Raw genomic sequence first — 21,228 nt, 5'->3', positions numbered from 1 at the left:
CGCGTTGAACCCCCGCATGCCGCGGTGCGGAGCGCGAACACCGGTGTCTTGCGTGCGCCGGCGCGCGTCACCAAGTGCGGCTCACACCGCCCAGCGCGCCGCCAGCTCGTCCATCAGGGCATCGAGCCGCTCGTCGATCACCTGCTCCTCGGGGTGCGCCTCGTACCAGGCGATGACCTCGCGCACACCCTGCCGGTAGGTCGTGCGCGGCCGGTACCACGGCACGAGCGACCGGATCTTGCTGTTGTCGAACACCGACGAGTTCGCCTTGTCGCCGAGCAGCGCCGCGCCCCACTCGGGGTCCACCGCGTTGATCGCGTCCGCCGGCACGTGCACGATCCGCAGGTCCTCGACCCCGGCCGCCGCCGCGATCTCGTGCGCGATGGCGTTCCACGTCGGGGCTTCGTCGCTCGTGATCGTGAAGGGCTCACCGATCGCCTCGGCCCGGTCGAGCAGCCCCGTGAACCCGACCGCGAAGTCGCGGCTGTGGGTCAGCGTCCACAGCGACGTGCCGTCGCCGGTGATGACGACCGGCTTGCCGGCACGCATCCGAGCGACCGCGGTCCAGCCACCCGTCAGCGGCAGCTTCGTCTCGTCGTAGGTGTGCGACGGCCGCACGATCGTCACCGGGAAGTCCTGCTCCCGGTACGCCTGCATCAGCAGTTCCTCGCACGCGATCTTGTCGCGCGAGTACTGCCAGTACGGGTTCTTCAGCGGCGTCGACTCTGTGATCGGCAGGTGCGTCGCCGGCGTCTGGTACGCCGAGGCCGAGCTGATGAACACGTACTGCCGCGTCCGCCCGGCGAAGAAGTCCACGTCGGCCTGCACCTGGTCCGGCGTGAAGGCGATCCAGTTCACGACCACGTCGAACCGCTGGTCGCCGAGTGCGTCCGCCAGGGCGCTGCGGTCCGACACATCGGCCTGGAGGCGCGTCACACCCTCCGGGATCGGCCTGCCCCCGGTGGTCCCCCGGTTGAGCACGGTCACGTCGAACCCCTGCTCGACGGCTTCCCCGACGCAGGCGGCGCTGATGACGCCGCTCCCGCCGATGAACAACACGCTCGCTCCGGTCATGGATGCTCCCTCGCTCTCCGCGGCGCAGCCCTGCGCCGTCGTCCCATGTGATCCTGCACCGTCCGAGCCGACTACCGTCACGGTTCGGGTCGCACCGACGCGCCCCACGACAGGAGTGACACGCACATGGAGTACCGCTACCTCGGCAACTCGGGCCTCAAGGTCTCCGAGATCACCTACGGCAACTGGCTCACCCACGCATCCCAGGTCGAGAACGACGCTGCGATCGCCTGCGTCAAGGCGGCCCTCGAGGTCGGCATCTCGACGTTCGACACCGCCGACGTCTACGCCAACACCGGCGCGGAGACGGTCCTCGGAGAGGCGCTCAAGGAGGAGCGGCGCCAGTCCCTCGAGATCGCCACGAAGGTGTTCGGTCCGACCGGTCCGAAGGGCCACAACGACACCGGCCTGTCCCGCAAGCACATCCTCGAGTCGATCGACGGTTCGCTGCAGCGGTTGCAGACGGACTACGTCGACCTGTACCAGGCGCACCGCTACGACCACGAGACCCCGCTCGAAGAGACGATGCAGGCCTTCGCGGACATCGTGCGCCAGGGCAAGGTCCTGTACGTCGGCGTCAGCGAGTGGACCGCGGACCAGCTGCGGGCCGGTGCTGCGCTCGCGAAGGAGCTCGGCTTCCAGCTCATCTCGAACCAGCCGCAGTACTCGGCACTGTGGCGGGTCATCGAGGACGAGGTCGTCCCCACCTCGAAGGAACTCGGCATCTCGCAGATCGTCTGGTCCCCGATCGCCCAGGGGGTGCTCACCGGCAAGTACAAGCCGGGTCAGCCGCTGCCCGAGGGCTCCCGTGCAACCGATGACAAGGGCGGCGCGGACATGATCAAGCGCTTCATGCGCGACGAGGTGCTGTCCTCGGTGCAGGAGCTCGAGCCGATCGCGAAGGAGCTCGACCTGTCGATGGCGCAGCTCGCGGTCGCCTGGGTCCTGCAGAACGAGAACGTCGCCTCGGCGATCATCGGGGCATCGCGCCCGGAGCAGGTCCACGACAACGCGGGCGCTGCCGGCGTCACGATCCCGGCGGAGCTCATGTCGCGGATCGACGATGCCCTGGGCGCCGTGGTCGAACGCGACCCCGAGAAGACGAACGACAGCAGCCCGAAGACCCGCGAGGCGTAGGCCCTCCGCGAAACACCGGTGTTCGCCCGTTGAACACGCGCAGGCCGCGGCTCGATGCGCGAACACCGGTGTTTTGCGAGCAGGTCACACTGGCCGGACAACGGAAAAGGCCCCCTGCCGAAGCAGGGGGCCTTCACCGGTGGCTGGACACGGCATCGATCCGTGGACCTTTCGATTTTCAGTCGAACGCTCTACCAACTGAGCTATCCAGCCGTGGCGACCCTGACGGGACTTGAACCCGCGACCTCCGCCGTGACAGGGCGGCACGCTAACCAGCTGCGCTACAGGGCCATATTGAATTGCTGTGGTGTTGCTCAGTACTACTTGCTCGCTCACTCTAGGAGTGACCCCAACGGGATTCGAACCCGTGCTGCCGCCGTGAAAGGGCGGTGTCCTAGGCCACTAAACGATAGGGCCGCAAGCAGTGCATCGCGCTACCGATGGACAAGCATACGGATGCCCTCGGGGTTTCACAAATCCGACCTCGCCAACCGTGCATCCCCGGCGTGTCGCGCCGACCGTGCACGGGTCTCCGAAGCGGTCGGTGCGAGCATCGACGGCGGTCGCGCCCCTCGTCCGAGGGGCTGTCGCGCCTGCGACCGGTGTTGTTACTGTTGCAACTGTTAACAGTGTTACGTGCGTGAGCCTTGCCGCGCTGTTACGAAATCGAGATACATGTCGACCTCCACTCCGCTCTCCCTCAGCACCCGCAGCCGCCTGATCGCCGCCGCGGTCGCCGTCGCGCTCACGGCCGGCACGCTCGCGGCCATCGCCCCGACGTCGTCCGCCAGCGCTGCGAGCTACCCCAGCTGGGACGAGGTGCAGCAGGCGAAGTCGTCGACCAGCGCCCAACAGGCGAAGGTCAGTGAGATCAAGTCGCTCATCTCGTCACTGAAGAGCGAGGCCGCCGCCAAGCAGAAGGCCGCGCAGGCCGCCGGTGAGGCGTACCAGGCAGCGCAGAACAAGTACGACGAGGCGACGCTCAAGCAGAAGAAGTTCCAGTCGCAGGCCGACGATGCGAAGCAGACCGCCGCGCAGTCCGAGGCGCAGGCCGGCCAGCTCGCCGCCCAGCTGGGTCGCACCAGCGGCGACGACGTGACGACGGACATCCTCACGCACCCGTCCGACTCCGGAGACCTGCTGTACGAGCTCGGGGCCATGTCGAAGCTCAGCGAGCAGTCCGAGGGCATCTACGCACAGGCCTCGCAGGACCGTGGCGTGGCCCAGGGGCTCGCTGACAAGGCCGATCGTGCCAAGCAGGCCCTCGGGGACCTCGCCGACGCCGCGCAGTCGAAGATGCAGCAGGCCCAGGGAGCCGCCGATGCCGCACAGACCGCGGTCGACGCCCAGAACGACAACGAATCCCGGCTCGAGGCGCAGCTGACCGCGCTCACCTCGAAGCAGCGCGGCGTCGAGGCCGACTACCGCAAGGGCGTCGCCGCCGAGAAGGCCCGCCAGGCCCGCCTGGCCGCAGCCGCCGCGAAGGCAGCAGCCAAGGCCGCGGCGACCAGCCAGGGCGGCACCGGCGGCGGCAGCGCCAACCCCGCCGGGTGGGTCCGCCCCGCCGGAGGGTTCCAGACGAGCCCGTACGGCTACCGCGTCGACCCGTACACGCACATCAGCGCCCTGCACGCGGGTGTCGACCTGGCCCCGGCCTGCTACGCCCCGATCTACGCGGCACACGACGGCACCGTCACCTTCGCCGGCAACGGTGGCGGGTACGGCAACGAGGTCATCCTCGACAACGGCGGCGGCATCTCGACCGCGTACGGCCACGTCGTCGACGGCGGGATCATGGTCACCGCCGGCCAGCACGTCACCGCGGGGCAGCAGATCGCCAAGATCGGTTCGACCGGTTGGTCGACCGGGTGCCACCTCCACTTCGAGACCCGGATCAACGGCGCTGCTGTCGACCCGGTCCCCTTCATGGCAGCGCGGGGGATCTCGGTATGAGCATCAGCGCCACCGGAACGAGTCGTCCCACGTCATGACCACCTCCGCTCGCTCGTTCTCCTGCGGGATCGCGACCATCGCCGTGCTCGGCATCGGCCTGTCGGTCGTCATCGCCGGGCCGGCCCAGGCCGCGCCCTCGGGCCCCTCCTGGGACGACGTCAAGGCCGCCAAGTCCGACGCGGCCGACGCCCAGCAGACGGTCGACGAGCTGAGCGACCGGCTCAGCACGCTGCAGGATGCCGCCGACCAGGCGGGCGTCGCCGAGCAGCAGGCCGGGCAGGCGTACGCCCTTGCCGCGTCGCAGCAGCAGGAGGCGAAGGACGACCTCGCCGACCTGTCCGCGCAGTCGAAGCGCGCGAAGGCCCGGGCGGACGACTCCGCCGGCCAGGTGGCCGGGCTCGTGGTCGAGCTGTCCCGCACCGGTGGCGGCGACCTGTCGACGACGATGCTCATGGACTCGTCGGACTCCAAGGACCTGCTCTACCGGGTCGGCACGATGTCGCACCTGTCCGAGCGCTCCGCGACGGTCCTGGCCGAGGCCCGCGCCGACCAGAAGACCGTGGAGTCCCTGGCAGCCCAGCAGTCCGCCGCCGAGAAGGCCCTGAGCAAGGCGACGAAGGCGACGAAGACCACCTTCGCGACGGCCAACGCCGCCGCTGCCGGCGCCCAGGAACGGGTGCAGAAGCAGCAGGAGCAGCAGGGCGAGGTCCTGCGCCAGCTCGCGTACCTGAAGGGCACGAGCGTCGCGACGGAGACCGCGTACTGGAGCGCCCAGCAGGCGAAGGCAGCCGCGGCGGCCATCGCGAAGCAGACGCGCAACTCCGGTGGCGGCAACACCGGCAGCTCCTCCGGCGGCACCGGCAGCACCGGCGGCGGCAGCAACTCCGGCACCACCGGCGGCACCGGCAGCACCGGCGGCGGCAGCAACTCCGGCACCACCGGCGGCACCTCCACTCCGGCCCAGCCCAGCACCCCGTCGAACCCCGGCACCCCGAGCAAGCCCAGCACGCCGACGCGGCCGAGCAACCCCGCCCCGGCTCCTGCACCGGCCCCGGCTCCCGCTCCTGCTCCAGCCCCAGCCCCGGCGCCCGCACCCAGCAGCCCCTCGAAGGCCGCCGGTGCGATCGCGTTCGCCCGCGGACAGCTCGGCAAGCCGTACGTGCTGAACGGCGCCGGCCCGAACACCTGGGACTGCTCCGGCCTGGTGATGATGGCCTACAGCTCGCAGGGCATCGCGACCGGCGGGCACAACGTCGTCTGGCAGTACAACTACTTCAAGTCGATCGGTCGCCTCGTCCCGCTGTCCCAGCGCCAGCCCGGCGACATCCTGTTCTACTCGTCGAACGGCACGTCGTCGGGGGCGTACCACGACTCGATCGTGACGAGCTACGGCACCATGGTCGAGGCTGCACGGCCCGGCGTCGGCGTCGTCGAGCGAGCGATCTGGCTGCCGAACCAGCTCATGCCGTACGTCGCCCGCCCGAGCGGCTCCCTGTAGCCAGCTCCCGGTATGCCCGTTCCCTCCCAGAGCGGCTGCGTGAGCAAGCACCAGCACAGAACGGCGCCCGCCCTCCGGATGGAGAGCGGGCGCCGTTCGTCGTCAGGGGATCGTCAGTGCGAACCGGGCACGTACGCGGCCTGACCAGCCTGCACGATGCGCTCGGCCTCGGCGGCGTCGCCCCAGCCCTCGGCCTTGACCCACTTGTTCGGCTCGAGGTCCTTGTAGTGCTCGAAGAAGTGCGCGATCTCGGCCTTCGTCTGCTCCGGCACGTCCGCGATGTCCTGGATGTGCGCCCAGCGCGGGTCCTTGGCGGGGACGACGAGGACCTTCTCGTCGATGCCGGCCTCGTCGCTCATCTTGAAGACGCCGACGGGGCGGACCTTGACGCCCACGCCGGGGAACGTCGGGAACTCGAGCAGCAGCAGGGCGTCCACGGGGTCACCGTCGTCGGCCAGGGTCTTCTCGAAGAACCCGTAGTCGGTGGGGTAGACGAACGAGGTGAACAGCACGCGGTCGAGGTAGACGCGACCGGTCTCGTGGTCCACCTCGTACTTGTTGCGGCTGCCCTTGGGGATCTCGACGACGACGTCGTACGCGGCCATGTTGCGCTCCTGTGTCTGCTTCGGGGACTGTCGTGTGTTGCGAAAGCGCGGCTAACGTTACCGGGTGAACTCTCCGCGTCCCCGGCTCGACCCCGCCGTCGCCGAGACCCGTCTGGCCGTCCGTGACCTGCTCGCCGCAGCCGTCGACGGCGGCGTGGTCGCCGAAGGCGACCTGGTCCTCGTCGCACTGAGCGGCGGACCGGACTCCCTCGCCCTCGCCGCGGCCACCGCGTTCGAGGCGGGCAAGCAGGGTCTCCGGGCCGGGGCGGTGGTCGTCGACCACGCGCTCCAGGCGGGCTCCGAGGCGGTCGCGAGCCGCGCCTCCCGGCAGGCATCCGAGCTGGGACTCGACCCGGTGACGGTCCGCAGGGTCGCGGTCGGCTCCGACGGTGGCCCGGAAGGCGCCGCCCGGGAGGCCCGCCACGCGTCGATCGCCGAGGTCGCGGCCGCCACCGGGTCACCCCTGGTGCTGCTGGGGCACACCCTGGACGACCAGGCCGAGACGGTGCTGCTCGGCCTGCTGCGCGGCAGCGGGCCGGACAGCCTGTCCGGCATGCAGCCGCTCGCCCGGCGTGACGCCGGTCCGGCCTACGGCCGTCCGCTGCTGACCGTCCGGCGGCACGCGACCCGGCAGGCGTGCGCCGCAGCGGGGCTGGCACCCTGGCACGACCCGCAGAACGACGACCCCGCGTACGCACGGGTGCGGGTGCGGAACACCCTGCTGCCGGTGCTCGAACGGGAGCTCGGCGCCGGGGTCCCCGAGGCCCTGGCCCGGACGGCCGACCAGCTGCGCGAGGACTCCGCGGCACTCGACCACTTCGCCGAGGAGATCGCGGAGGACATCGCCGAGCACTCCGAGGCGGGCATCTCGCTGTCGGTGCGGGCGCTCGGGGCGAACCCGCCGGCACTCCGGCAGCGGCTCGTGCGCCTGGCGGTGGAGAGCGAGTTCGGGGTGACGCTGTCCCGCGTGCAGACGCTCGAGGTCTGCCGGCTCGTCACGGACTGGAGCGGACAGGGCCCGATCGACCTGCCGGGCGTCCGTGCCACGCGGACCGGCGACCGCATCGAGTTCAGCGCCGGTTAGGCTGGCGTGGTGGAACTCTCCGACGTCCAGGCAGACCTGTCCGAAGTGCTCTTCACCCCCGAGCAGATCGACGAGAAGCTCGCCGAGCTCGCGGCGGTCGTCGACGCCGACTACGCGGGCCGCGACCCGCTGCTCGTCGGGGTGCTCAAGGGTGCCGTCATGGTGATGGCGGACTTCTCGCGCCACCTCAAGATGCAGGCGCGGATGGACTGGATGGCGGTGTCGTCGTACGGCTCCGGCACGAAGTCGTCCGGCGTGGTGCGGATCCTCAAGGACCTCGACACCGACCTGCACGGGCGCGACGTCCTGATCGTCGAGGACATCATCGACTCCGGCCTGACCCTGTCGTGGCTCAAGCAGAACCTGCAGTCGCGTGGTGCCGCGAGCGTCGAGATCGTCGCCCTGCTGCGCAAGCCCGAGGCAGCCAAGGTCGAGGTCGACGTGAAGTACGTGGGCTTCGACATCCCCGACGCGTTCGTCGTCGGGTACGGCCTGGACTACGACGAGCGTTACCGCAACCTGCGCGGCGTCGGCGTCCTCGCCCCGCACGTCTACTCCTGACCGACGAGCGACCCGCTGCGCGCGGGTCGCACTCGGCCGACTCTGGCCCGGGGGTGAGTTCGCCCGCAGAGGACACCCATTCTCGCCACAGAATCGCGGCCGTATGCTGACCTGCACGCAACTTCGGCAGAGAAAGGTGTCGGGCACTCGCGCCCGGATCACATGAACTTCAAGCGCATCTTCCGCGGCCCGTACCTCTACGTGCTGATCGCGCTGGCGGGCATCTTCATCGGCTGGAGCGTCATCAGCCAGGGCAGCACGCAAGAGATCAACACCCAGAAGGGTCTCGAGCAGCTCGCCGACGACAAGGTCTCGTCCGTGACCGTCAACTCCACGGAGCAGCGGGTCGACCTCGTCCTCAAGGACGGCGACAAGCAGGAGCAGTTCTACTACTCCACGCCCCGCGGCGAAGAGGTCATCCAGGCGGTGAACGACTCCAACCTGCCCAAGGGCTACAACGACACCGTGCAGCAGGGCAACTGGTTCCTGTCGCTGCTCAGCATCCTGCTGCCGTTCCTGATCATCGGTGCCCTGTTCTGGTTCCTGCTCTCGAGCGCCCAGGGCGGCGGCTCGAAGGTGATGCAGTTCGGCAAGTCGAAGGCCAAGATCAACAACAAGGAGAACCCGCAGGTGTCGTTCGCCGACGTCGCGGGTGCCGACGAGGCGATCGAGGAACTCCACGAGATCAAGGAGTTCCTCAAGGAGCCCGCGAAGTTCCAGGCCGTCGGGGCGAAGATCCCGAAGGGCGTGCTGCTCTACGGCCCTCCCGGAACCGGCAAGACCCTGCTCGCCCGCGCCGTCGCGGGTGAAGCCGGTGTGCCGTTCTACTCGATCTCCGGTTCGGACTTCGTCGAGATGTTCGTCGGTGTCGGTGCGAGCCGTGTCCGTGACCTCTTCGAGCAGGCCAAGGCGAACTCGCCGGCCATCGTCTTCATCGACGAGATCGACGCCGTGGGTCGTCACCGTGGTGCCGGCATCGGCGGTGGCAACGACGAGCGCGAGCAGACGCTGAACCAGCTCCTGGTCGAGATGGACGGCTTCGACGGCAAGACGAACGTCATCCTCATCGCCGCGACGAACCGTCCCGACGTGCTCGACCCCGCGCTCCTGCGCCCCGGCCGCTTCGACCGTCAGATCGGCGTCGACGCCCCGGGCCTCGCCGGCCGCAAGCAGATCCTCGAGGTGCACGCGAAGGGCAAGCCGCTCGCCGCGAGCGTCGACCTCGAGCTGCTCGCCCGCAAGACGCCGGGCTTCACCGGCGCCGACCTGGCGAACGTCCTGAACGAGGCGGCCCTGCTGACCGCCCGCTCGAACGCGCAGCTCATCGACAACCGTGCCCTCGACGAGGCCGTCGACCGCGTGATGGCCGGCCCGCAGCGCCGCACCCGGATCATGTCCGACCAGGAACGCCTGATCACCGCGTACCACGAGGGCGGCCACGCCCTGGCGGCAGCGGCGATGCGGCACACCGACCCGGTCACGAAGATCACGATCCTGCCCCGCGGCCGTGCCCTCGGCTACACGATGGTGCTCCCGCTCGAGGACAAGTACTCGGTCACCCGCAACGAGCTCCTCGACCAGCTCACCTACGCCATGGGTGGTCGCGTCGCCGAGGAGATCGTGTTCCACGACCCGACCACGGGCGCCTCGAACGACATCGAGAAGGCCACCGGCACCGCCCGCAAGATGGTGACGGAGTACGGCATGAGCCAGGCCGTCGGGTCCGTGAAGCTCGGTTCCGGGTCCAGCGAGCCGTTCGTCGGCCGTGACATGAGCGGTGGCACCGGTCGGGACTACTCGGAGAACATCGCCCAGACGGTCGACGCCGAGACCCGCGCCCTGCTCGAGGCCGCGCACGACGAGGCCTACCAGGTGCTCAACGACAACCGCGACATCCTCGACCGCCTGGCCGGTGAGCTCCTCGAGAAGGAGACGCTCGACGCCCCGGAGCTCGTGGAGATCTTCAAGGACGTCCGCAAGCTGCCCGAGCGCCCGCAGTGGCTCTCGAGCGACAAGCGCCCGGTCAGCAACCTGCCCGCGATCGACGTGCCCGGCAAGGCCGCCGCGACCGCAGCGGACCCGACGGACTCCGAGTCGACCTCGAAGACCCGTCGTCGCCCGTTCGGCAACCCGGGTATCGCCCCCGCGTAGGCCCGCATGTCCGAGCTGCCGACGCGACGAGAGCGTCGACTCGCCGAGGTGAGTCGTGCCCGCGCCGCCGCCGCCGAACCGGCGACGGTCGCGATCGACCTCCGTGCACCCCAGCCGGTGCCCGAGGTCGTGACCGGCCGTCGCCGTGACCGCGGTGGTCCGGCCGAGGAGCGCACCCGGGTGCTCGGCATCCTCAACGTCACCCCCGACTCGTTCAGCGACGGCGGTCTGCACCAGGCCTACGACGCCGCCGTGCAGCACGCACGTGACCTCGTCGCCGCCGGTGCCGACGTCATCGACGTCGGTGGCGAGTCCACCCGGCCCGGGTCCGAGCGCGTGCCCGTGCCCGTCGAGCAGGAACGCGTGCTGCCGGTCGTGCAGCAGCTCGTCGCCGAGGGCATCCCGGTCAGTGTCGACACGATGAACGCCGCGACGGCCGAGCGTGCCGTCGACCTCGGTGCCGCCATCGTCAACGACGTCTCCGGCGGCCTCGCCGACCCGGACATGGCCCGCGTCGTGGCGTCCACGGGCGTCGGCTTCGTCGTCATGCACTGGCGGGGACACAGCGACCGGATGTACCGCAACGCCGAGTACACCCACGCCGTCGAAGAAGTCCGTCGCGAGGTCGAGCTCCGCGTCGCCGAGCTCATCGTGCTCGGCGTCCGGCAGGAGCAGGTCGTCATCGACCCGGGCCTCGGCTTCGCCAAGCACGGCGTGCAGAACTGGGAGATCCTGGCCGGCTACGAGCGCTTCGCCTCCATCGGCCTGCCGGTGCTCGTCGCCGCCTCACGCAAGCGGTTCCTCGACGGTGTCGGGAGCCCCGAGGGCGCTCCTCCCAGGGAGCGCGACCTCGCCACCGCCGCCATCAGCCTGCTCGCCGCCGAACGCGGCGCGTGGGGTGTGCGCGTGCACGACCCGGCACCGACCCGTGCCGTGCTCGACGTCTGGGACGCCTGGAGGGCAGCTCGATCGTGAACGACACCATCCGACTCACCGGGGTCCGCGCCCGCGGACACCACGGCGTCTTCGACCACGAGCGCGAGGACGGCCAGGACTTCGTCGTCGACGTCGCCGTGGAGCTCGACGCCCGTGCGGCCTCGGGCAGCGACGACCTCGACGCCACCGTGCACTACGGCGTGCTCGCCGAGCAGGTCGTCGCCGAGATCGAACGCGACCCCGTCGACCTGATCGAGACGCTGGCCGAGCGCATCGCCGCGGCCGTGCTCACCCACCGTGCCGCGCTGGCGACCGAGGTCACGGTGCACAAGCCGCAGGCGCCGATCACCGTGCCGTTCACCGACGTCTCGATCACCATCCACCGCAGCCGCGGCGCCACGGTGCCGGACGAGGAAGAAGAATGACCCACCGGGTCGTCGTCGCCCTCGGTGCGAACCTCGGTGACCGGGGGAGCACCCTCCGCGCGGCGGCTACCGCGATCGCCGCCCTGCCCGGGGTGGTGCCGGTGGCCTCGAGCCGCGAGGTCGAGTCGGTCGCCGTGACCCTGGACGGGCTCGACACCTCGAAACCCCGGTACCGGAACGCCGTCGTGGTCGTCGACACCGACCTCGAGCCGCAGCCCTTCCTCGACGCCCTGCACGGCATCGAGGACGCCCACGGCCGCACGCGCGAGGTCCGGTGGGGCGACCGCACCCTCGACCTCGACGTCGTCGCCGTGGACGACCTGCGGATCGCCACGGACACCCTGGTCGTGCCGCACCCCCGGGCAGCGGAGCGCGCCTTCGTGCTCGCCCCCTGGCTCGACGCCGACCCCGAGGCCGTCCTGCCCGGCGCCGGACCGGTGGCCGACCTGCTCGCCGCCGTGGGGGACGACACCGAGCGCGTCGACGAGCCGCGCCTGTTCGCGGAGCCGGCACGGGCCTCCCGACCGGCGGGGAGCGCGACCAGCGCATGAAGCCCACCCGCGCCTCCACGCTGCTCAGCATCGCCGTCGTGACGGTGGCCGCCGGGTTCGCCCTCGACGCCGTCCTGGCGTCGCGCCAGCTGCCGACGTTCCTGTTCTCGCTCCCGCTCGGCATCACGCTCGCGTTCATCGGGGTCGCCGTCGTGCTGATGGCCAGGCCGGTGCGCCGCCACGCACGCGAGGGCGCCGGGCGGCAGCGGCCCGTCGACCCGCTCTACGCGACCCGGGTCGTCGTGCTCGCGAAGGCGTCCAGCATCTGCGGCACGCTGCTCGGTGGGTTCGCCCTGGGCCTGGTGCTGTACCTGCTGACCCGTTCCGCGACGCCTTCGCTAGGCTCGACCCTGCCGAACGTGATCGCCGTCGGGGGCGGGATCGTCCTGACGGTCTGCGCACTGGTCGCGGAACGGATGTGCGTCGCACCCCCGGGTGACGACGACGACCGTGACGATCCCCGCAACGGCTCGACGACGGTGAACTGACCGAGCAACCCCAGGAGGCCCGCGATGCCGCGTGAACGACTCGACGAGCCGGGCCTCGGCCTCGGTGGGATCGCCTGGCACCGGGTGTCCACGAAGCTCGTGTGGACCGAACTCATCGCCACGCTCGTGATCGGTGTCGTGCTCACCGCGGGCTTCGTGCTCATCGGCGTCGTCAACGACGGGTTCGGTTCCGGGGCCGGCACCGTCTGGCTCTCCATCGGCATCGCGGTCGCGGTCACCACGGCGATCACCGCCGCGCTCACGCCCCGACGGGTCCGGGCCATCGGCTACGCGCTCCGCGACGACGACCTGGTCGTGCGCCGCGGGCTGATGTGGCAGCGCTTCACGGCCGTGCCCTACGGCCGGATGCAGCTTGTCGACGTCGCCCGGGGCCCGCTCGACCGGGCGCTCGGCATGAGCGAGCTGAAGTTCGTCACCGCCGCCGCCGCGACCAACGTGCGGATCCCCGGTGTGCCGGCAGCGGACGCCGACGAGCTGCGCGACCGCCTCGTCGAGCTCGCCGAGTCCCGTCGCGCCGGACTGTAGGGGCCGTTCGTGACCTTCCGACCCGGCACCCCGCCGCCCGCTCCGCCCGCGCCGCCCACCGGGGGCAACGCGGCCGCCGCGGCACCCCTGACCGACGGCGAGTGGCACCGCCTGCACCCGCTCACCCCGCTGCTCAAGGGCGGGATCTTCCTCATCGTCGTCCTCGGCTACGTGCTGAACAGCCTGCGGGACCAGCTCGTCGAGTTCTTCATCCCCGGCGACCAGCAGGAGGACGGTGACCCGGTCCGGTACGTGTACGAGCACGGCGTCGTCGGCTGGGTCCTGCTCGGCATCGTGGTGCTGCTCCTGGTGCTGATCGGGCTGTTCTACCTGTCCTGGCGCATGCACGAGTTCCGCGTCACCGGCGAGATCGTCGAGGTGCGCTCCGGCGTGCTGTTCCGGAACCACCGCAAGGCCCGGCTCGACCGGATCCAGGGCATCAACATCCAGCGGCCGCTCGTGCCCCGGGTGTTCGGTACCGCCAAGCTCGAGATCGCGCAGGCCGGCAACGACGCCAACGTGCAGCTCGCCTACCTCGGGGTCCGCGCCGCCGACGACCTGCGGCAGCGGATCCTGGTGCTGGCGTCCGGCGCCAAGGACGACGACGGCCACGGTGGTCCGTCGCGGCAGTCGCACGGCGCACTGCAGGACCGCGTCGACGAGATGTTCTCGCCCGAGCTCGACCCGGTGGCCGTGCACGCCACCCGCATCGTCAAGGTGCGCCCGGGGCGGCTGATCGCGTCGATGCTGCTGTCCGGCACGACGCTGTTCCTGCTGCTCGTCATCGCCGGCATGATCGTCAGCGTCGCCCTCACCGGCGAGTTCGCGGTGCTGTTCGGGCTGTTCCCCGCCGTCCTCGGTGCCGGCGGGTACTACGTCCGCAAGTTCTCCCGCTCGTTGCAGTACACGATCGCCGAGACGCGTGACGGCATCCGGATCGGCTTCGGGCTGGTCTCGACGTCGAACGAGACGCTGCCGCCCGGGCGCATCCACGCCGTGAGCGTCGCGCAGCCGCTGCTGTGGCGCCCGTTCGGCTGGTGGGACATCCGCATCAACCGCGCGACGAGCGCCGGCAACGGGGCGTCCAGCAACCAGCAGGTGTCCTCGATCGTGCTGCCCGTGGGCACGACGGCGGACGTCCGCGAGGTCCTCGACATCATCCTGCCGGGGCTCGTCGGCACCGTCGTCGCCGGCCCCGAGGCCTCGCCGGAAGCCCTGCGCGAGGGCGCGGCCGAAGCCGTGGACGTCGTCGACGACAGCCTCACCACCTCGGGTGACCGCGGCGGCTTCGTGCACTCCCCACGGCGAGGCGCGTGGCTCCGCCCGTTCGCGTTCCGGCGCAACGGCTACCGGTTCGTGCAGGGCGCGGTGCTGCTGCGGCTCGGCGCCGTCTGGCGGTCGCTCGTCATCGTGCCGCTGCCCCGCGTGCAGAGCGTCAAGGTTGAGCAGGGACCGCTCGAGCGTGCCCTGCGGGTCGCGACCGTCCACGTCCACACCGTCGCCGGTCCGGTCTCGGCACGCATCGGCGCGCTCGACGCGCGTGACGCGCAGCGCTTCTGGTCCGAGACCACCCAGCGCGCCGTCGATGCCGCCGCCGTCGACACGACCCACCGCTGGCGCGAACGGGAGGCCCGCCCCGCGTCCGCCACACACGCTGCGGACGCACCGTGGCCCGGGTCCGGAGCCCCTGCCGGGCCCGCCGCGGCCCACCGGCAGGACGCCGCGCCTCCCGGCCCGGGGTGGGGCGACGTCCCGCCCACCGGAGCCGCACGATGAGGGCCGGGCGTCTCGGGGTCGGCATCGTCGGCGCCGGACGGGTCGGACCCGTCCTCGGAGCAGCCCTGGCGAACGCGGAGCACGCCGTCGTCGGCGTGACCGCCGTGTCGGAAGAGGGCCGCGACCGTGCCGAGGCGATGCTGCCCGGCGCCCCGGTGCTCGCGACGCCCGACCTGGTCGAGCGCAGCGAACTCGTCCTGCTCGCGGTGCCGGACGACCAGCTCGCCTCGCTCGTGCAGGGGTTGGCCGACGCCGGCATCTGGCAGCCCGGGCAGCTCGTCGTGCACACCAGCCCGGACCACGGCGTCGGCATCCTCGCCCCGGCGATGGCGGCCGGCGCGATCCCGCTCGCGATCCACCCCGCGATGGCGTTCACGGGCACCAGCGTCGACCTGTCACGGCTCCGTGACGCGTACTGCGCGGTGACCGCTCCGGCACCCGTGCTGCCGATCGCGCAGGCCCTGGTGGTCGAGATGGGCGCCGAGCCGTTCGTCGTGGCGGAGGGCGACCGGGCCGCGTACGCCGATGCGGTGCGGGCGGCCGTGAGCTTCTCGACGGCGATCGTCGACCAGTCCGCAGGCACCCTGTCCGGCATCGGTGTCGAACACCCGGGTCGCGTCCTCGGGGCGCTCGTCCGCTCCGCCGTCGACAACGCGCTGACCGCGGCCGACGGGCAGTCGAAGCTGTAGGTCGGGGTCGGGGTCGGGGTCGGGGTCGCGGTCGGTCGGCGGTCGGTCATGACTCCCCGCTCAGTTCCCCCGAGTGGTCACGACCTGTCGGTTGCGAGCGCTCCGGCCGACAGATCGTGACCGGCGGGCGTGACGCGTGCGGGGTGTTGTGACCGCGGCCTCGGCTCCTGGTCCGGCGGGCACGGTTCCGGGGCGGGAGCGTGGCGCGGGTAGCATTTCCCCCGACCCCCACGACCATCGGAGCCGCACCCGCATGACCGACGAGACCGTCACCCCCGACACCGCGATCACCGACGCCGCCGCACTGGCCGAGCAGGAGACCAGCGAGCAGCGACAGGTCCGGCTCGACAAGCGGGCGAAGCTGCTGGAGTCGGGTATCGAGGCGTACCCCGCCGAGCTCCCCCTCACCACGACGATCCCGGCCGTGCGCGAGCAGTACGCGCACCTGGAGACCGGCGAGGAGACCCAGGACGTCGTCGGCATCGCCGGCCGTGTCGTGTTCTCGCGCAACACCGGCAAGCTCTGCTTCGCGTCGCTGCAGTCCGGCGACGGCGCACGCATCCAGGCGATGGTCTCCCTGGCCGAGGTGGGGGACGACTCCCTCGCCCGCTGGAAGGAGTTCGTCGACCTCGGTGACCACGTGTTCGTGCACGGCCGCGTGATCTCCTCGCGCCGCGGCGAGCTGTCGATCATGGTCGACGACTGGGCGATCGCGGCGAAGGCGATCCTGCCGCTGCCGAACCTGCACAACGAGCTCAACGAGGAGACGCGGGTCCGCCAGCGCTACCTCGACCTCATCGTCCGCGACGAAGCCCGCGCCACCGTGCGTGCCCGAGCTGCCGTGATGGCGTCGCTCCGCCAGACCTTCACCGCCCACGAGTACCTCGAGGTCGAGACCCCGATGCTGCAGACCCAGCACGGCGGCGCCTCGGCCCGACCGTTCGTGACGCACTCGAACGCCTTCGACACCGAGCTGTTCCTGCGCATCGCCCCCGAGCTGTTCCTGAAGCGGGCCGTCGTCGGTGGCATCGACCGGGTGTTCGAGATCAACCGCAACTTCCGGAACGAGGGTGCCGACTCGTCGCACTCGCCCGAGTTCGCGATGGTCGAGGCGTACCAGGCGTACGGCAACTACGAGCAGATGGCCGACCTGACCCAGGAGCTCGTGCAGAACGCGACCCGCGCCGTCACCGGTGGTGCGCTCGAGGTCACCCTGCCCGACGGCAGCACCTACGACCTGGGTGGCGAGTGGCCCCGCATCGACATGTACGGCTCGCTGTCCGAGGCCGCCGGGCGCGAGATCAGCCCGGAGACCCCGCTGTCCGAGCTGCAGGCGCTCGCCGAGGCCGAGGGCGTCGAGGTCGCCCACGCCACGCACGGCAAGTACGTCGAGGAGCTCTGGGAGCACTTCGTCATCGACTCGCTCGACCGTCCGACCTTCGTGATGAACTTCCCGGTCGACACCTCGCCGCTCACCCGGCAGCACCGCACCCGTCCGGGCGTCGTCGAGAAGTGGGACCTGTACGTCCGTGGCTTCGAGCTCGGCACGGCGTACTCCGAGCTCGTCGACCCGGTCGTGCAGCGGGAGCGCTTCGTCGAGCAGGCGAAGCTCGCGGCCGGCGGCGACCTCGAGGCGATGCGTGTGGACGAGGACTTCCTGCGGGCGCTCGAGCACGCGATGCCCCCGTCGGGCGGCATGGGCATGGGGATCGACCGCCTGCTGATGGCCATCACGGGTCTCGGCATCCGCGAGACGATCCTGTTCCCGCTGGTCAAATAACTCCGAGTCCACCGGGGTACGATGCTCGGGTGCCTGATGGAGTCGTAAGCGGGATCGTCTTCGCCCTGACGCCGACCATCGTCGTCGGCCTGATCTTCTGGTTCGTGATGCGCGCGATCATGCGTGCCGACCGGACCGAGCGTGCCGCGTACGCCAAGGTCGAGGCCGAAGAGCGCGCCCGCTTCGAGCGCGAGCACGGTCGTCCCGCGCCGGCTCCGACGCCCGGCGAGTAGCCGCCCGCGCACGATCCACTTCACCCCGTGTTCACCGCGCGGTGTGATCCTGTCGCGCATGCCGACCTCCCCCGATCCCGTCGACGACCTCGACGACCTCGACGTGGAGGACGCCTTCGGCCACCGGGTGTCGGGCACGTCCGGCGCGCCGAACGGCACGGACGGACCCGGCGGAGCCACCGGCGTCGCCGACGGTGGAGCCCTCGACGACGAGGGCGACGTCGACGACCTCGACGTCTGAGCGCCGACCGACCGTCACACACCGTTCACCTCGCCGACGCGTGCCGGGGTGAGCATCGTCCGCATGGCAACCACCGCACATCCCTTCACGGGCCGCAGCCTCGTCGGGGACATCGAGAGCGAGTACGACGAGTTCGACCGAGACGCCGACCTCGAGGTGTCCAAGCGCCGGGACGGGTGGCTCGAACCCTCCTGGTGACCCCCACCCATCCCTTGTTCGGGGTACGACGACCAGATCACACTGATCGGGTCGCACGTACCCCTTTTGCATGTCCGGAGTACGCAGTCCCTCGGGGTACACGGTTGGAAACGCTGGTGAAACACGTCTGCAACGCCGGAAACACGGCAGTTCCGGCTTGATCCGGGGCCTGATGGGGGACCAGACTGGCGGTGTGCTGTACCCCGCTGGGGATGCTGCCGAGGGTGAAGCACGGAGATCCCTGAGAATCGCTCCGAACGATTTGTGGGGTACACCTCCGGGCCGCTTTACTCATCAGCACCCCCCGGTACCACCCCACGAAGCCATCACCGTCGAACGCAGGGAGAAACACCATGACGATCGCAACGGCTGCACCCAGCACCACCCGCCGCACCGCCACCAAGAAGGCATCGGCATCGAAGACCGCGACCGCCGAGTCCGCCACCACCTCCCTCGACACCGAGGTCGAGGCCGACGAGCAGCTCGCCGGTGTCCGCGGTGCCTCGGTCGACCAGGTCGGCGACTACCTCCGTCACATCGGCCGTCTCTCGCTCCTCACCGCCGAGGAAGAAGCGCAGATCGCCCGCCGCATCGAGGTCGGGCTCTTCGCCGAAGAGAAGCTCGCCACCGAGAAGGGTCTGGCGAAGACCCTGCAGCGTGAACTCCGCTGGCTCGTCCGCGACGGTGAGCGCGCCAAGGAGCGCATGATCACCTCGAACCTCCGCCTCGTCGTGAGCATCGCCAAGCGGTACTCGCAGCGCGGCCTGCCCTTCATGGACGTCATCCAGGAAGGCAACCTCGGCCTGGTCCGTGCGGTCGAGAAGTTCGACTTCACGCAGGGCTACAAGTTCTCGACCTACGCCACCTGGTGGATCCGCCAGGCGATCTCGCGTGGTCTCGCCGACAAGGCGCGCACGATCCGCATCCCGGTGCACACCGTCGAGCTCATCAACAAGATCTCGCGCACCGAGCGTGACCTGACCGTCGACCTCGGCCGCGCGCCGATGCCGGAAGAGGTCGCGGCCGAGCTGAGCATGAGCGTCGAGGAACTCGTCGACCTCAAGGGCCGCTCGCACGAGCCGGTCTCGATCCACACGGTCGTCGGCGACTCGGACGACAGCGAACTCGGTGACTTCATCGAGGACGAGGACGCCGCCAGCCCGAACGAGCTCACCGAGACGACGCTGCTGCACCGCGACATCCGCTCCATCGTCTCCGAGCTGCCGAGCGACGAGGCCAACGTCATCCGCATGCGCTACGGCCTGGACGACGACAAGCCGATGACGCTCGACGAGATCTCGAAGATCGTGCACACGACCCGCCAGGCGGTCAGCCGGGTGGAGTCGCGCGCCAAGCTGCGCCTGTTCGCCAAGGCGGTCTCGCAGGACATGCAGCTGTACCTGACCGACTAGGTCAGTGGACTTCGGCCGGCACGCTCACCCGTGTCGGCGCGGGGAAACCGGGTCGTTCTGTGGGAAGACGATCCGGTGGGGTGATGGGACGGCCCGCTCGAGCACTGCTCGAGCGGGCCATTCACGTTCCCGGGGCAACCGCCCGCGGTGTCAGTCGTCGATCTCGCGCCGGAGCTTCTGCCGCAGGTCGCTCGGGATGAGCTCGACCAGCTGGTCGGGCCGCACCGGCAGGTCGAGCAGGCTGAGCTTCACGCGGCCGGTGCGCCCGTGCCGCTCGGCGTCGAGGCGCACCACGCTGCCGGCGTCCTTGCGGAGCCGCATGTCGATATGCGCCCCGGTCGCGACCTCGCCGACCACGAGCCCGTCGACCTCGAGCGCTGCGCTCCTGGTGCCCTCGGCGATGTCGAACCGGTAGCGCTCGCGCGCGGAGAGCACCACGGAGCGGTCGATCCCCGCCATCGGCGCGACCGGGGTCACCACGGAGCCGGAGAGTGCGGGGGAGAGCACCGGGCCGCCGGCGGCGTAGTTGTACGCGGTGGAGCCCGCCGGAGTGGCGGCCACGATGGCGTCGGCGCGGTAGTACCCGTACCCGAGGCCGCCGACGCTCAGGTCGGCCGAGACCTGCCCGGAGCCGGGCCGCCGCACGATGGTCAGGTCGTTGAACGCCAGGTAGTCGGTGCGAGCGCCGCCCCAGGACAGCCGGGCCTCGAGCGCGTGGTGCGGCTCGAGCTGGTACTCGCCGGCGGACAACCGGTCGAGCGCGCTCTCGAGTTCGGGCGGTTCGATCTCGACCAGGAACCCGACGTTGCCGTAGTTCACGCCGAGGACGGGCACGGGGCGGCTCGCCACGAGCCGCATCGCGCCGAGCATGGTGCCGTCGCCGCCGAGCGCCACGACCAGGTCGACGCGGTCGGTGAAGTCGTCGTCGTCGACCACCTCGACCCCGCCACCGATGCGCTGGGCGTCCGCGCGGCGGGCGAGCAGTTCGCCCTGGCCGGACGCGTTCCAGCGCTGCAGGGTCGTGACGGACTCCTGCACGTTCTTGGTCGGGTGGACGACGAGGCCGACGACGGGCTGCTCCATGAGCGGATCGTACCGAGCGGACCTCCGATGCGGGCTAGTCGATCGAACAGGTATGCGATATTCTGAATACATGCAGACCGCTCAGCTCTCCGTCGCCCTCCCTTCCGTCCGGCACGGCCGCGAGATCGTGCTGCTCGCCGACCTCGAATCCCACGAGTCCGGCTTCGGCTTCGTCGACGCCGAGCACCTGCTCCTCGCGGCCGTCACCCTGTGTGCCGGCATGCCCCGCTTCCGGCCGGTCCTCGACGCCCACCGGGTCTCGCCCGACGCCGTCCGGGCGAGCATCCGCGCGTTCGTCGGGGCGCACACCACCTGCCCCGGCGAGCACGACCGGGTCGCCTGCACGCCCGCCGCGATGCGCGTGCTCGCCCGAGCCGCGACGATCGCCGGTCGATCGGAACGCATCCGGCCGCCGCACGTCGTGCTCGCCGTGCTCGACGCCGTCGACGACCCGCTCGCCGGATCGGCGCACGACGTCCTCGACGCCCTCGGCGTCGACCCGCGTCGCTTCCGACGTGACCTGCGTCGCGCGGTGCGGTGCGCCTGACCCAGCGCGGCCACAGAGCAGACGGGAGGCCCGTGGCGGGATCGCCACGGGCCTCCCGTCTGTACGGCCGACGCGGCGCTGGCGCGTCGGTTCGGTGCCGGCGGCGGGGCCCGGTCCGTCTCGTCGTTCGCTCACTGCGCACAAGACGCACGTCGGTCACGCCCACGGCGAACAGGGGCAGCCCGCGGGGGGAGCGCTGGTTACTCTCGAAGTACTTGGCCGGACTCACACGAGACCGGCACAGCGTCGGCTCCGCTCAT

Annotated in this window: 22 protein-coding genes and 3 tRNA genes; 19 read left to right on the top strand and 6 right to left on the bottom strand. The window is 70.8% G+C overall.

Translation table 11 applies throughout. From position 1 onward, the window contains the following. Positions 1-81: 81 nt before the first annotated feature. A complete protein-coding gene (locus ITJ50_RS02630; protein WP_194589860.1) occupies positions 82-1,074 on the bottom strand; it encodes an NAD-dependent epimerase/dehydratase family protein in 993 nt (330 codons plus the stop codon). 126 nt (positions 1,075-1,200) lie between these two features. On the opposite strand from ITJ50_RS02630, the gene ITJ50_RS02625 reads away from it, so the two are divergent. Next, positions 1,201-2,211 carry an aldo/keto reductase family protein gene (locus ITJ50_RS02625; protein WP_194589859.1) on the top strand — a complete coding sequence of 337 codons (1,011 nt, stop codon included), beginning with the start codon at positions 1,201-1,203 and terminating at the stop codon, positions 2,209-2,211. A 140-nt stretch (positions 2,212-2,351) separates the two neighbouring features. On the opposite strand, the gene ITJ50_RS02620 is transcribed toward ITJ50_RS02625, so the two are convergent. From ITJ50_RS02620 to ITJ50_RS02610, 3 genes are all read right to left on the bottom strand, one after another. Beyond that, positions 2,352-2,424 (bottom strand) — tRNA-Phe (locus ITJ50_RS02620). 1 nt (position 2,425) lies between these two features. After that, positions 2,426-2,502, bottom strand: a tRNA-Asp gene (locus ITJ50_RS02615). Between the two features lie 53 nt (positions 2,503-2,555). Beyond that, positions 2,556-2,628, bottom strand: a tRNA-Glu gene (locus ITJ50_RS02610). A gap of 258 nt (positions 2,629-2,886) precedes the next feature. Here ITJ50_RS02610 and ITJ50_RS02605 point away from each other — a divergent pair. Together ITJ50_RS02605 and ITJ50_RS02600 are read left to right on the top strand one after the other, a co-directional pair. Further along, positions 2,887-4,164: a M23 family metallopeptidase gene (locus ITJ50_RS02605; protein ID WP_017887689.1), complete on the top strand. Its 1,278-nt coding sequence runs from the start codon at positions 2,887-2,889 to the stop codon at positions 4,162-4,164. 34 nt (positions 4,165-4,198) lie between these two features. Continuing rightward, positions 4,199-5,662, top strand: a complete 1,464-nt coding sequence (locus tag ITJ50_RS02600) for an NlpC/P60 family protein (protein ID WP_194589858.1) — start codon at positions 4,199-4,201, stop codon at positions 5,660-5,662. Between the two features lie 113 nt (positions 5,663-5,775). Here ITJ50_RS02600 and ITJ50_RS02595 read toward each other — a convergent pair whose 3' ends face one another. After that, entirely contained in the window at positions 5,776-6,267 is a 492-nt protein-coding gene (locus ITJ50_RS02595; protein ID WP_017887688.1) for an inorganic diphosphatase, read from the bottom strand. 64 nt (positions 6,268-6,331) lie between these two features. Between ITJ50_RS02595 and tilS the strand changes: the two genes are divergently transcribed. The 15 genes from tilS to ITJ50_RS02525 all read left to right on the top strand — a co-directional run bounded on the left by tilS (position 6,332) and on the right by ITJ50_RS02525 (position 19,338). Then, positions 6,332-7,351 (top strand): tRNA lysidine(34) synthetase TilS, encoded by a 1,020-nt coding sequence (gene tilS, locus ITJ50_RS02590; RefSeq protein ID WP_056072440.1) that lies wholly within the window; start codon positions 6,332-6,334, stop codon positions 7,349-7,351. A 9-nt stretch (positions 7,352-7,360) separates the two neighbouring features. Further along, the gene (gene hpt, locus ITJ50_RS02585) at positions 7,361-7,912 is read left to right on the top strand and encodes a hypoxanthine phosphoribosyltransferase (RefSeq protein WP_017887686.1); all 552 of its coding nucleotides are present in this window, start codon (positions 7,361-7,363) and stop codon (positions 7,910-7,912) included. Between the two features lie 162 nt (positions 7,913-8,074). Beyond that, complete coding sequence (gene ftsH / locus ITJ50_RS02580) at positions 8,075-10,063, top strand: ATP-dependent zinc metalloprotease FtsH (RefSeq protein WP_042537940.1); 1,989 nt, start codon at positions 8,075-8,077, stop codon at positions 10,061-10,063. A 6-nt stretch (positions 10,064-10,069) separates the two neighbouring features. Beyond that, on the top strand, positions 10,070-11,038 hold the full coding sequence (folP, locus tag ITJ50_RS02575; protein ID WP_017887684.1) for a dihydropteroate synthase: 969 nt from the start codon (positions 10,070-10,072) through the stop codon (positions 11,036-11,038). Then, positions 11,035-11,424: a dihydroneopterin aldolase gene (gene folB / locus ITJ50_RS02570; protein WP_017887683.1), complete on the top strand. Its 390-nt coding sequence runs from the start codon at positions 11,035-11,037 to the stop codon at positions 11,422-11,424. The genes folP and folB overlap by 4 nt, the downstream gene beginning before the upstream one ends. After that, positions 11,421-11,975: a 2-amino-4-hydroxy-6-hydroxymethyldihydropteridine diphosphokinase gene (gene folK, locus ITJ50_RS02565; protein ID WP_194589857.1), complete on the top strand. Its 555-nt coding sequence runs from the start codon at positions 11,421-11,423 to the stop codon at positions 11,973-11,975. The genes folB and folK overlap by 4 nt, the downstream gene beginning before the upstream one ends. Further along, positions 11,972-12,463, top strand: coding sequence for a DUF3180 domain-containing protein (locus ITJ50_RS02560; protein WP_017887681.1), 492 nt, complete (start codon positions 11,972-11,974; stop codon positions 12,461-12,463). The genes folK and ITJ50_RS02560 overlap by 4 nt, the downstream gene beginning before the upstream one ends. Positions 12,464-12,487: 24 nt before the next feature. Further along, positions 12,488-13,009 (top strand): PH domain-containing protein, encoded by a 522-nt coding sequence (locus ITJ50_RS02555; RefSeq protein WP_042536926.1) that lies wholly within the window; start codon positions 12,488-12,490, stop codon positions 13,007-13,009. 9 nt (positions 13,010-13,018) lie between these two features. Further along, positions 13,019-14,785 carry a PH domain-containing protein gene (locus tag ITJ50_RS02550; protein ID WP_194589856.1) on the top strand — a complete coding sequence of 589 codons (1,767 nt, stop codon included), beginning with the start codon at positions 13,019-13,021 and terminating at the stop codon, positions 14,783-14,785. Beyond that, positions 14,782-15,474 (top strand): Rossmann-like and DUF2520 domain-containing protein, encoded by a 693-nt coding sequence (locus tag ITJ50_RS02545; protein WP_194589855.1) that lies wholly within the window; start codon positions 14,782-14,784, stop codon positions 15,472-15,474. Before ITJ50_RS02550 ends, ITJ50_RS02545 begins: the two co-directional genes overlap by 4 nt. 253 nt (positions 15,475-15,727) lie before the next feature. Beyond that, complete coding sequence (lysS, locus tag ITJ50_RS02540; protein WP_071249845.1) at positions 15,728-17,254, top strand: lysine--tRNA ligase; 1,527 nt, start codon at positions 15,728-15,730, stop codon at positions 17,252-17,254. A gap of 29 nt (positions 17,255-17,283) precedes the next feature. After that, complete coding sequence (locus tag ITJ50_RS02535) at positions 17,284-17,487, top strand: hypothetical protein (RefSeq protein WP_017887676.1); 204 nt, start codon at positions 17,284-17,286, stop codon at positions 17,485-17,487. Positions 17,488-17,545: 58 nt separating this feature from the next. Then, positions 17,546-17,728, top strand: a complete 183-nt coding sequence (locus ITJ50_RS02530; protein WP_139179570.1) for a hypothetical protein — start codon at positions 17,546-17,548, stop codon at positions 17,726-17,728. Positions 17,729-17,791: 63 nt separating this feature from the next. After that, on the top strand, positions 17,792-17,926 hold the full coding sequence (locus ITJ50_RS17600) for a hypothetical protein (protein WP_258320880.1): 135 nt from the start codon (positions 17,792-17,794) through the stop codon (positions 17,924-17,926). A gap of 353 nt (positions 17,927-18,279) precedes the next feature. Then, positions 18,280-19,338: a sigma-70 family RNA polymerase sigma factor gene (locus ITJ50_RS02525; protein WP_017887673.1), complete on the top strand. Its 1,059-nt coding sequence runs from the start codon at positions 18,280-18,282 to the stop codon at positions 19,336-19,338. A 150-nt stretch (positions 19,339-19,488) separates the two neighbouring features. Here ITJ50_RS02525 and ITJ50_RS02520 read toward each other — a convergent pair whose 3' ends face one another. Beyond that, the gene (locus tag ITJ50_RS02520; protein WP_194589854.1) at positions 19,489-20,421 is read right to left on the bottom strand and encodes an NAD(+)/NADH kinase; all 933 of its coding nucleotides are present in this window, start codon (positions 20,419-20,421) and stop codon (positions 19,489-19,491) included. Between the two features lie 70 nt (positions 20,422-20,491). Between ITJ50_RS02520 and ITJ50_RS02515 the strand changes: the two genes are divergently transcribed. Next, positions 20,492-20,968: a Clp protease N-terminal domain-containing protein gene (locus ITJ50_RS02515; RefSeq protein ID WP_194589853.1), complete on the top strand. Its 477-nt coding sequence runs from the start codon at positions 20,492-20,494 to the stop codon at positions 20,966-20,968. Positions 20,969-21,228 lie beyond the last annotated feature (260 nt).

It is taken from the genome of Curtobacterium sp. VKM Ac-2889 (assembly GCF_015350855.1).
Classification (GTDB): Bacteria; Actinomycetota; Actinomycetes; order Actinomycetales; family Microbacteriaceae; genus Curtobacterium; species Curtobacterium poinsettiae.
Note: the sequence above shows the minus strand (reverse complement) of the source record. Positions and strands in the feature narration are given on the sequence as shown.

What these genes read in the sequence shown, in the direction of transcription:
- ITJ50_RS02630 (WP_194589860.1), bottom strand. Translation starts at nt 1,074, where the DNA reads ATGACCGGAGCGAGCGTGTTGTTCATCGGCGGGAGCGGCGTCATCAGC.
- ITJ50_RS02625 (WP_194589859.1), top strand. Translation starts at nt 1,201, where the DNA reads ATGGAGTACCGCTACCTCGGCAACTCGGGCCTCAAGGTCTCCGAGATC.
- ITJ50_RS02605 (WP_017887689.1), top strand. Translation starts at nt 2,887, where the DNA reads ATGTCGACCTCCACTCCGCTCTCCCTCAGCACCCGCAGCCGCCTGATC.
- ITJ50_RS02600 (WP_194589858.1), top strand. Translation starts at nt 4,199, where the DNA reads ATGACCACCTCCGCTCGCTCGTTCTCCTGCGGGATCGCGACCATCGCC.
- ITJ50_RS02595 (WP_017887688.1), bottom strand. Translation starts at nt 6,267, where the DNA reads ATGGCCGCGTACGACGTCGTCGTCGAGATCCCCAAGGGCAGCCGCAAC.
- ftsH (WP_042537940.1), top strand. Translation starts at nt 8,075, where the DNA reads ATGAACTTCAAGCGCATCTTCCGCGGCCCGTACCTCTACGTGCTGATC.
- folP (WP_017887684.1), top strand. Translation starts at nt 10,070, where the DNA reads ATGTCCGAGCTGCCGACGCGACGAGAGCGTCGACTCGCCGAGGTGAGT.
- folK (WP_194589857.1), top strand. Translation starts at nt 11,421, where the DNA reads ATGACCCACCGGGTCGTCGTCGCCCTCGGTGCGAACCTCGGTGACCGG.
- ITJ50_RS02560 (WP_017887681.1), top strand. Translation starts at nt 11,972, where the DNA reads ATGAAGCCCACCCGCGCCTCCACGCTGCTCAGCATCGCCGTCGTGACG.
- ITJ50_RS02555 (WP_042536926.1), top strand. Translation starts at nt 12,488, where the DNA reads ATGCCGCGTGAACGACTCGACGAGCCGGGCCTCGGCCTCGGTGGGATC.
- ITJ50_RS02545 (WP_194589855.1), top strand. Translation starts at nt 14,782, where the DNA reads ATGAGGGCCGGGCGTCTCGGGGTCGGCATCGTCGGCGCCGGACGGGTC.
- lysS (WP_071249845.1), top strand. Translation starts at nt 15,728, where the DNA reads ATGACCGACGAGACCGTCACCCCCGACACCGCGATCACCGACGCCGCC.
- ITJ50_RS02530 (WP_139179570.1), top strand. Translation starts at nt 17,546, where the DNA reads ATGCCGACCTCCCCCGATCCCGTCGACGACCTCGACGACCTCGACGTG.
- ITJ50_RS17600 (WP_258320880.1), top strand. Translation starts at nt 17,792, where the DNA reads ATGGCAACCACCGCACATCCCTTCACGGGCCGCAGCCTCGTCGGGGAC.
- ITJ50_RS02525 (WP_017887673.1), top strand. Translation starts at nt 18,280, where the DNA reads ATGACGATCGCAACGGCTGCACCCAGCACCACCCGCCGCACCGCCACC.
- ITJ50_RS02520 (WP_194589854.1), bottom strand. Translation starts at nt 20,421, where the DNA reads ATGGAGCAGCCCGTCGTCGGCCTCGTCGTCCACCCGACCAAGAACGTG.
- ITJ50_RS02515 (WP_194589853.1), top strand. Translation starts at nt 20,492, where the DNA reads ATGCAGACCGCTCAGCTCTCCGTCGCCCTCCCTTCCGTCCGGCACGGC.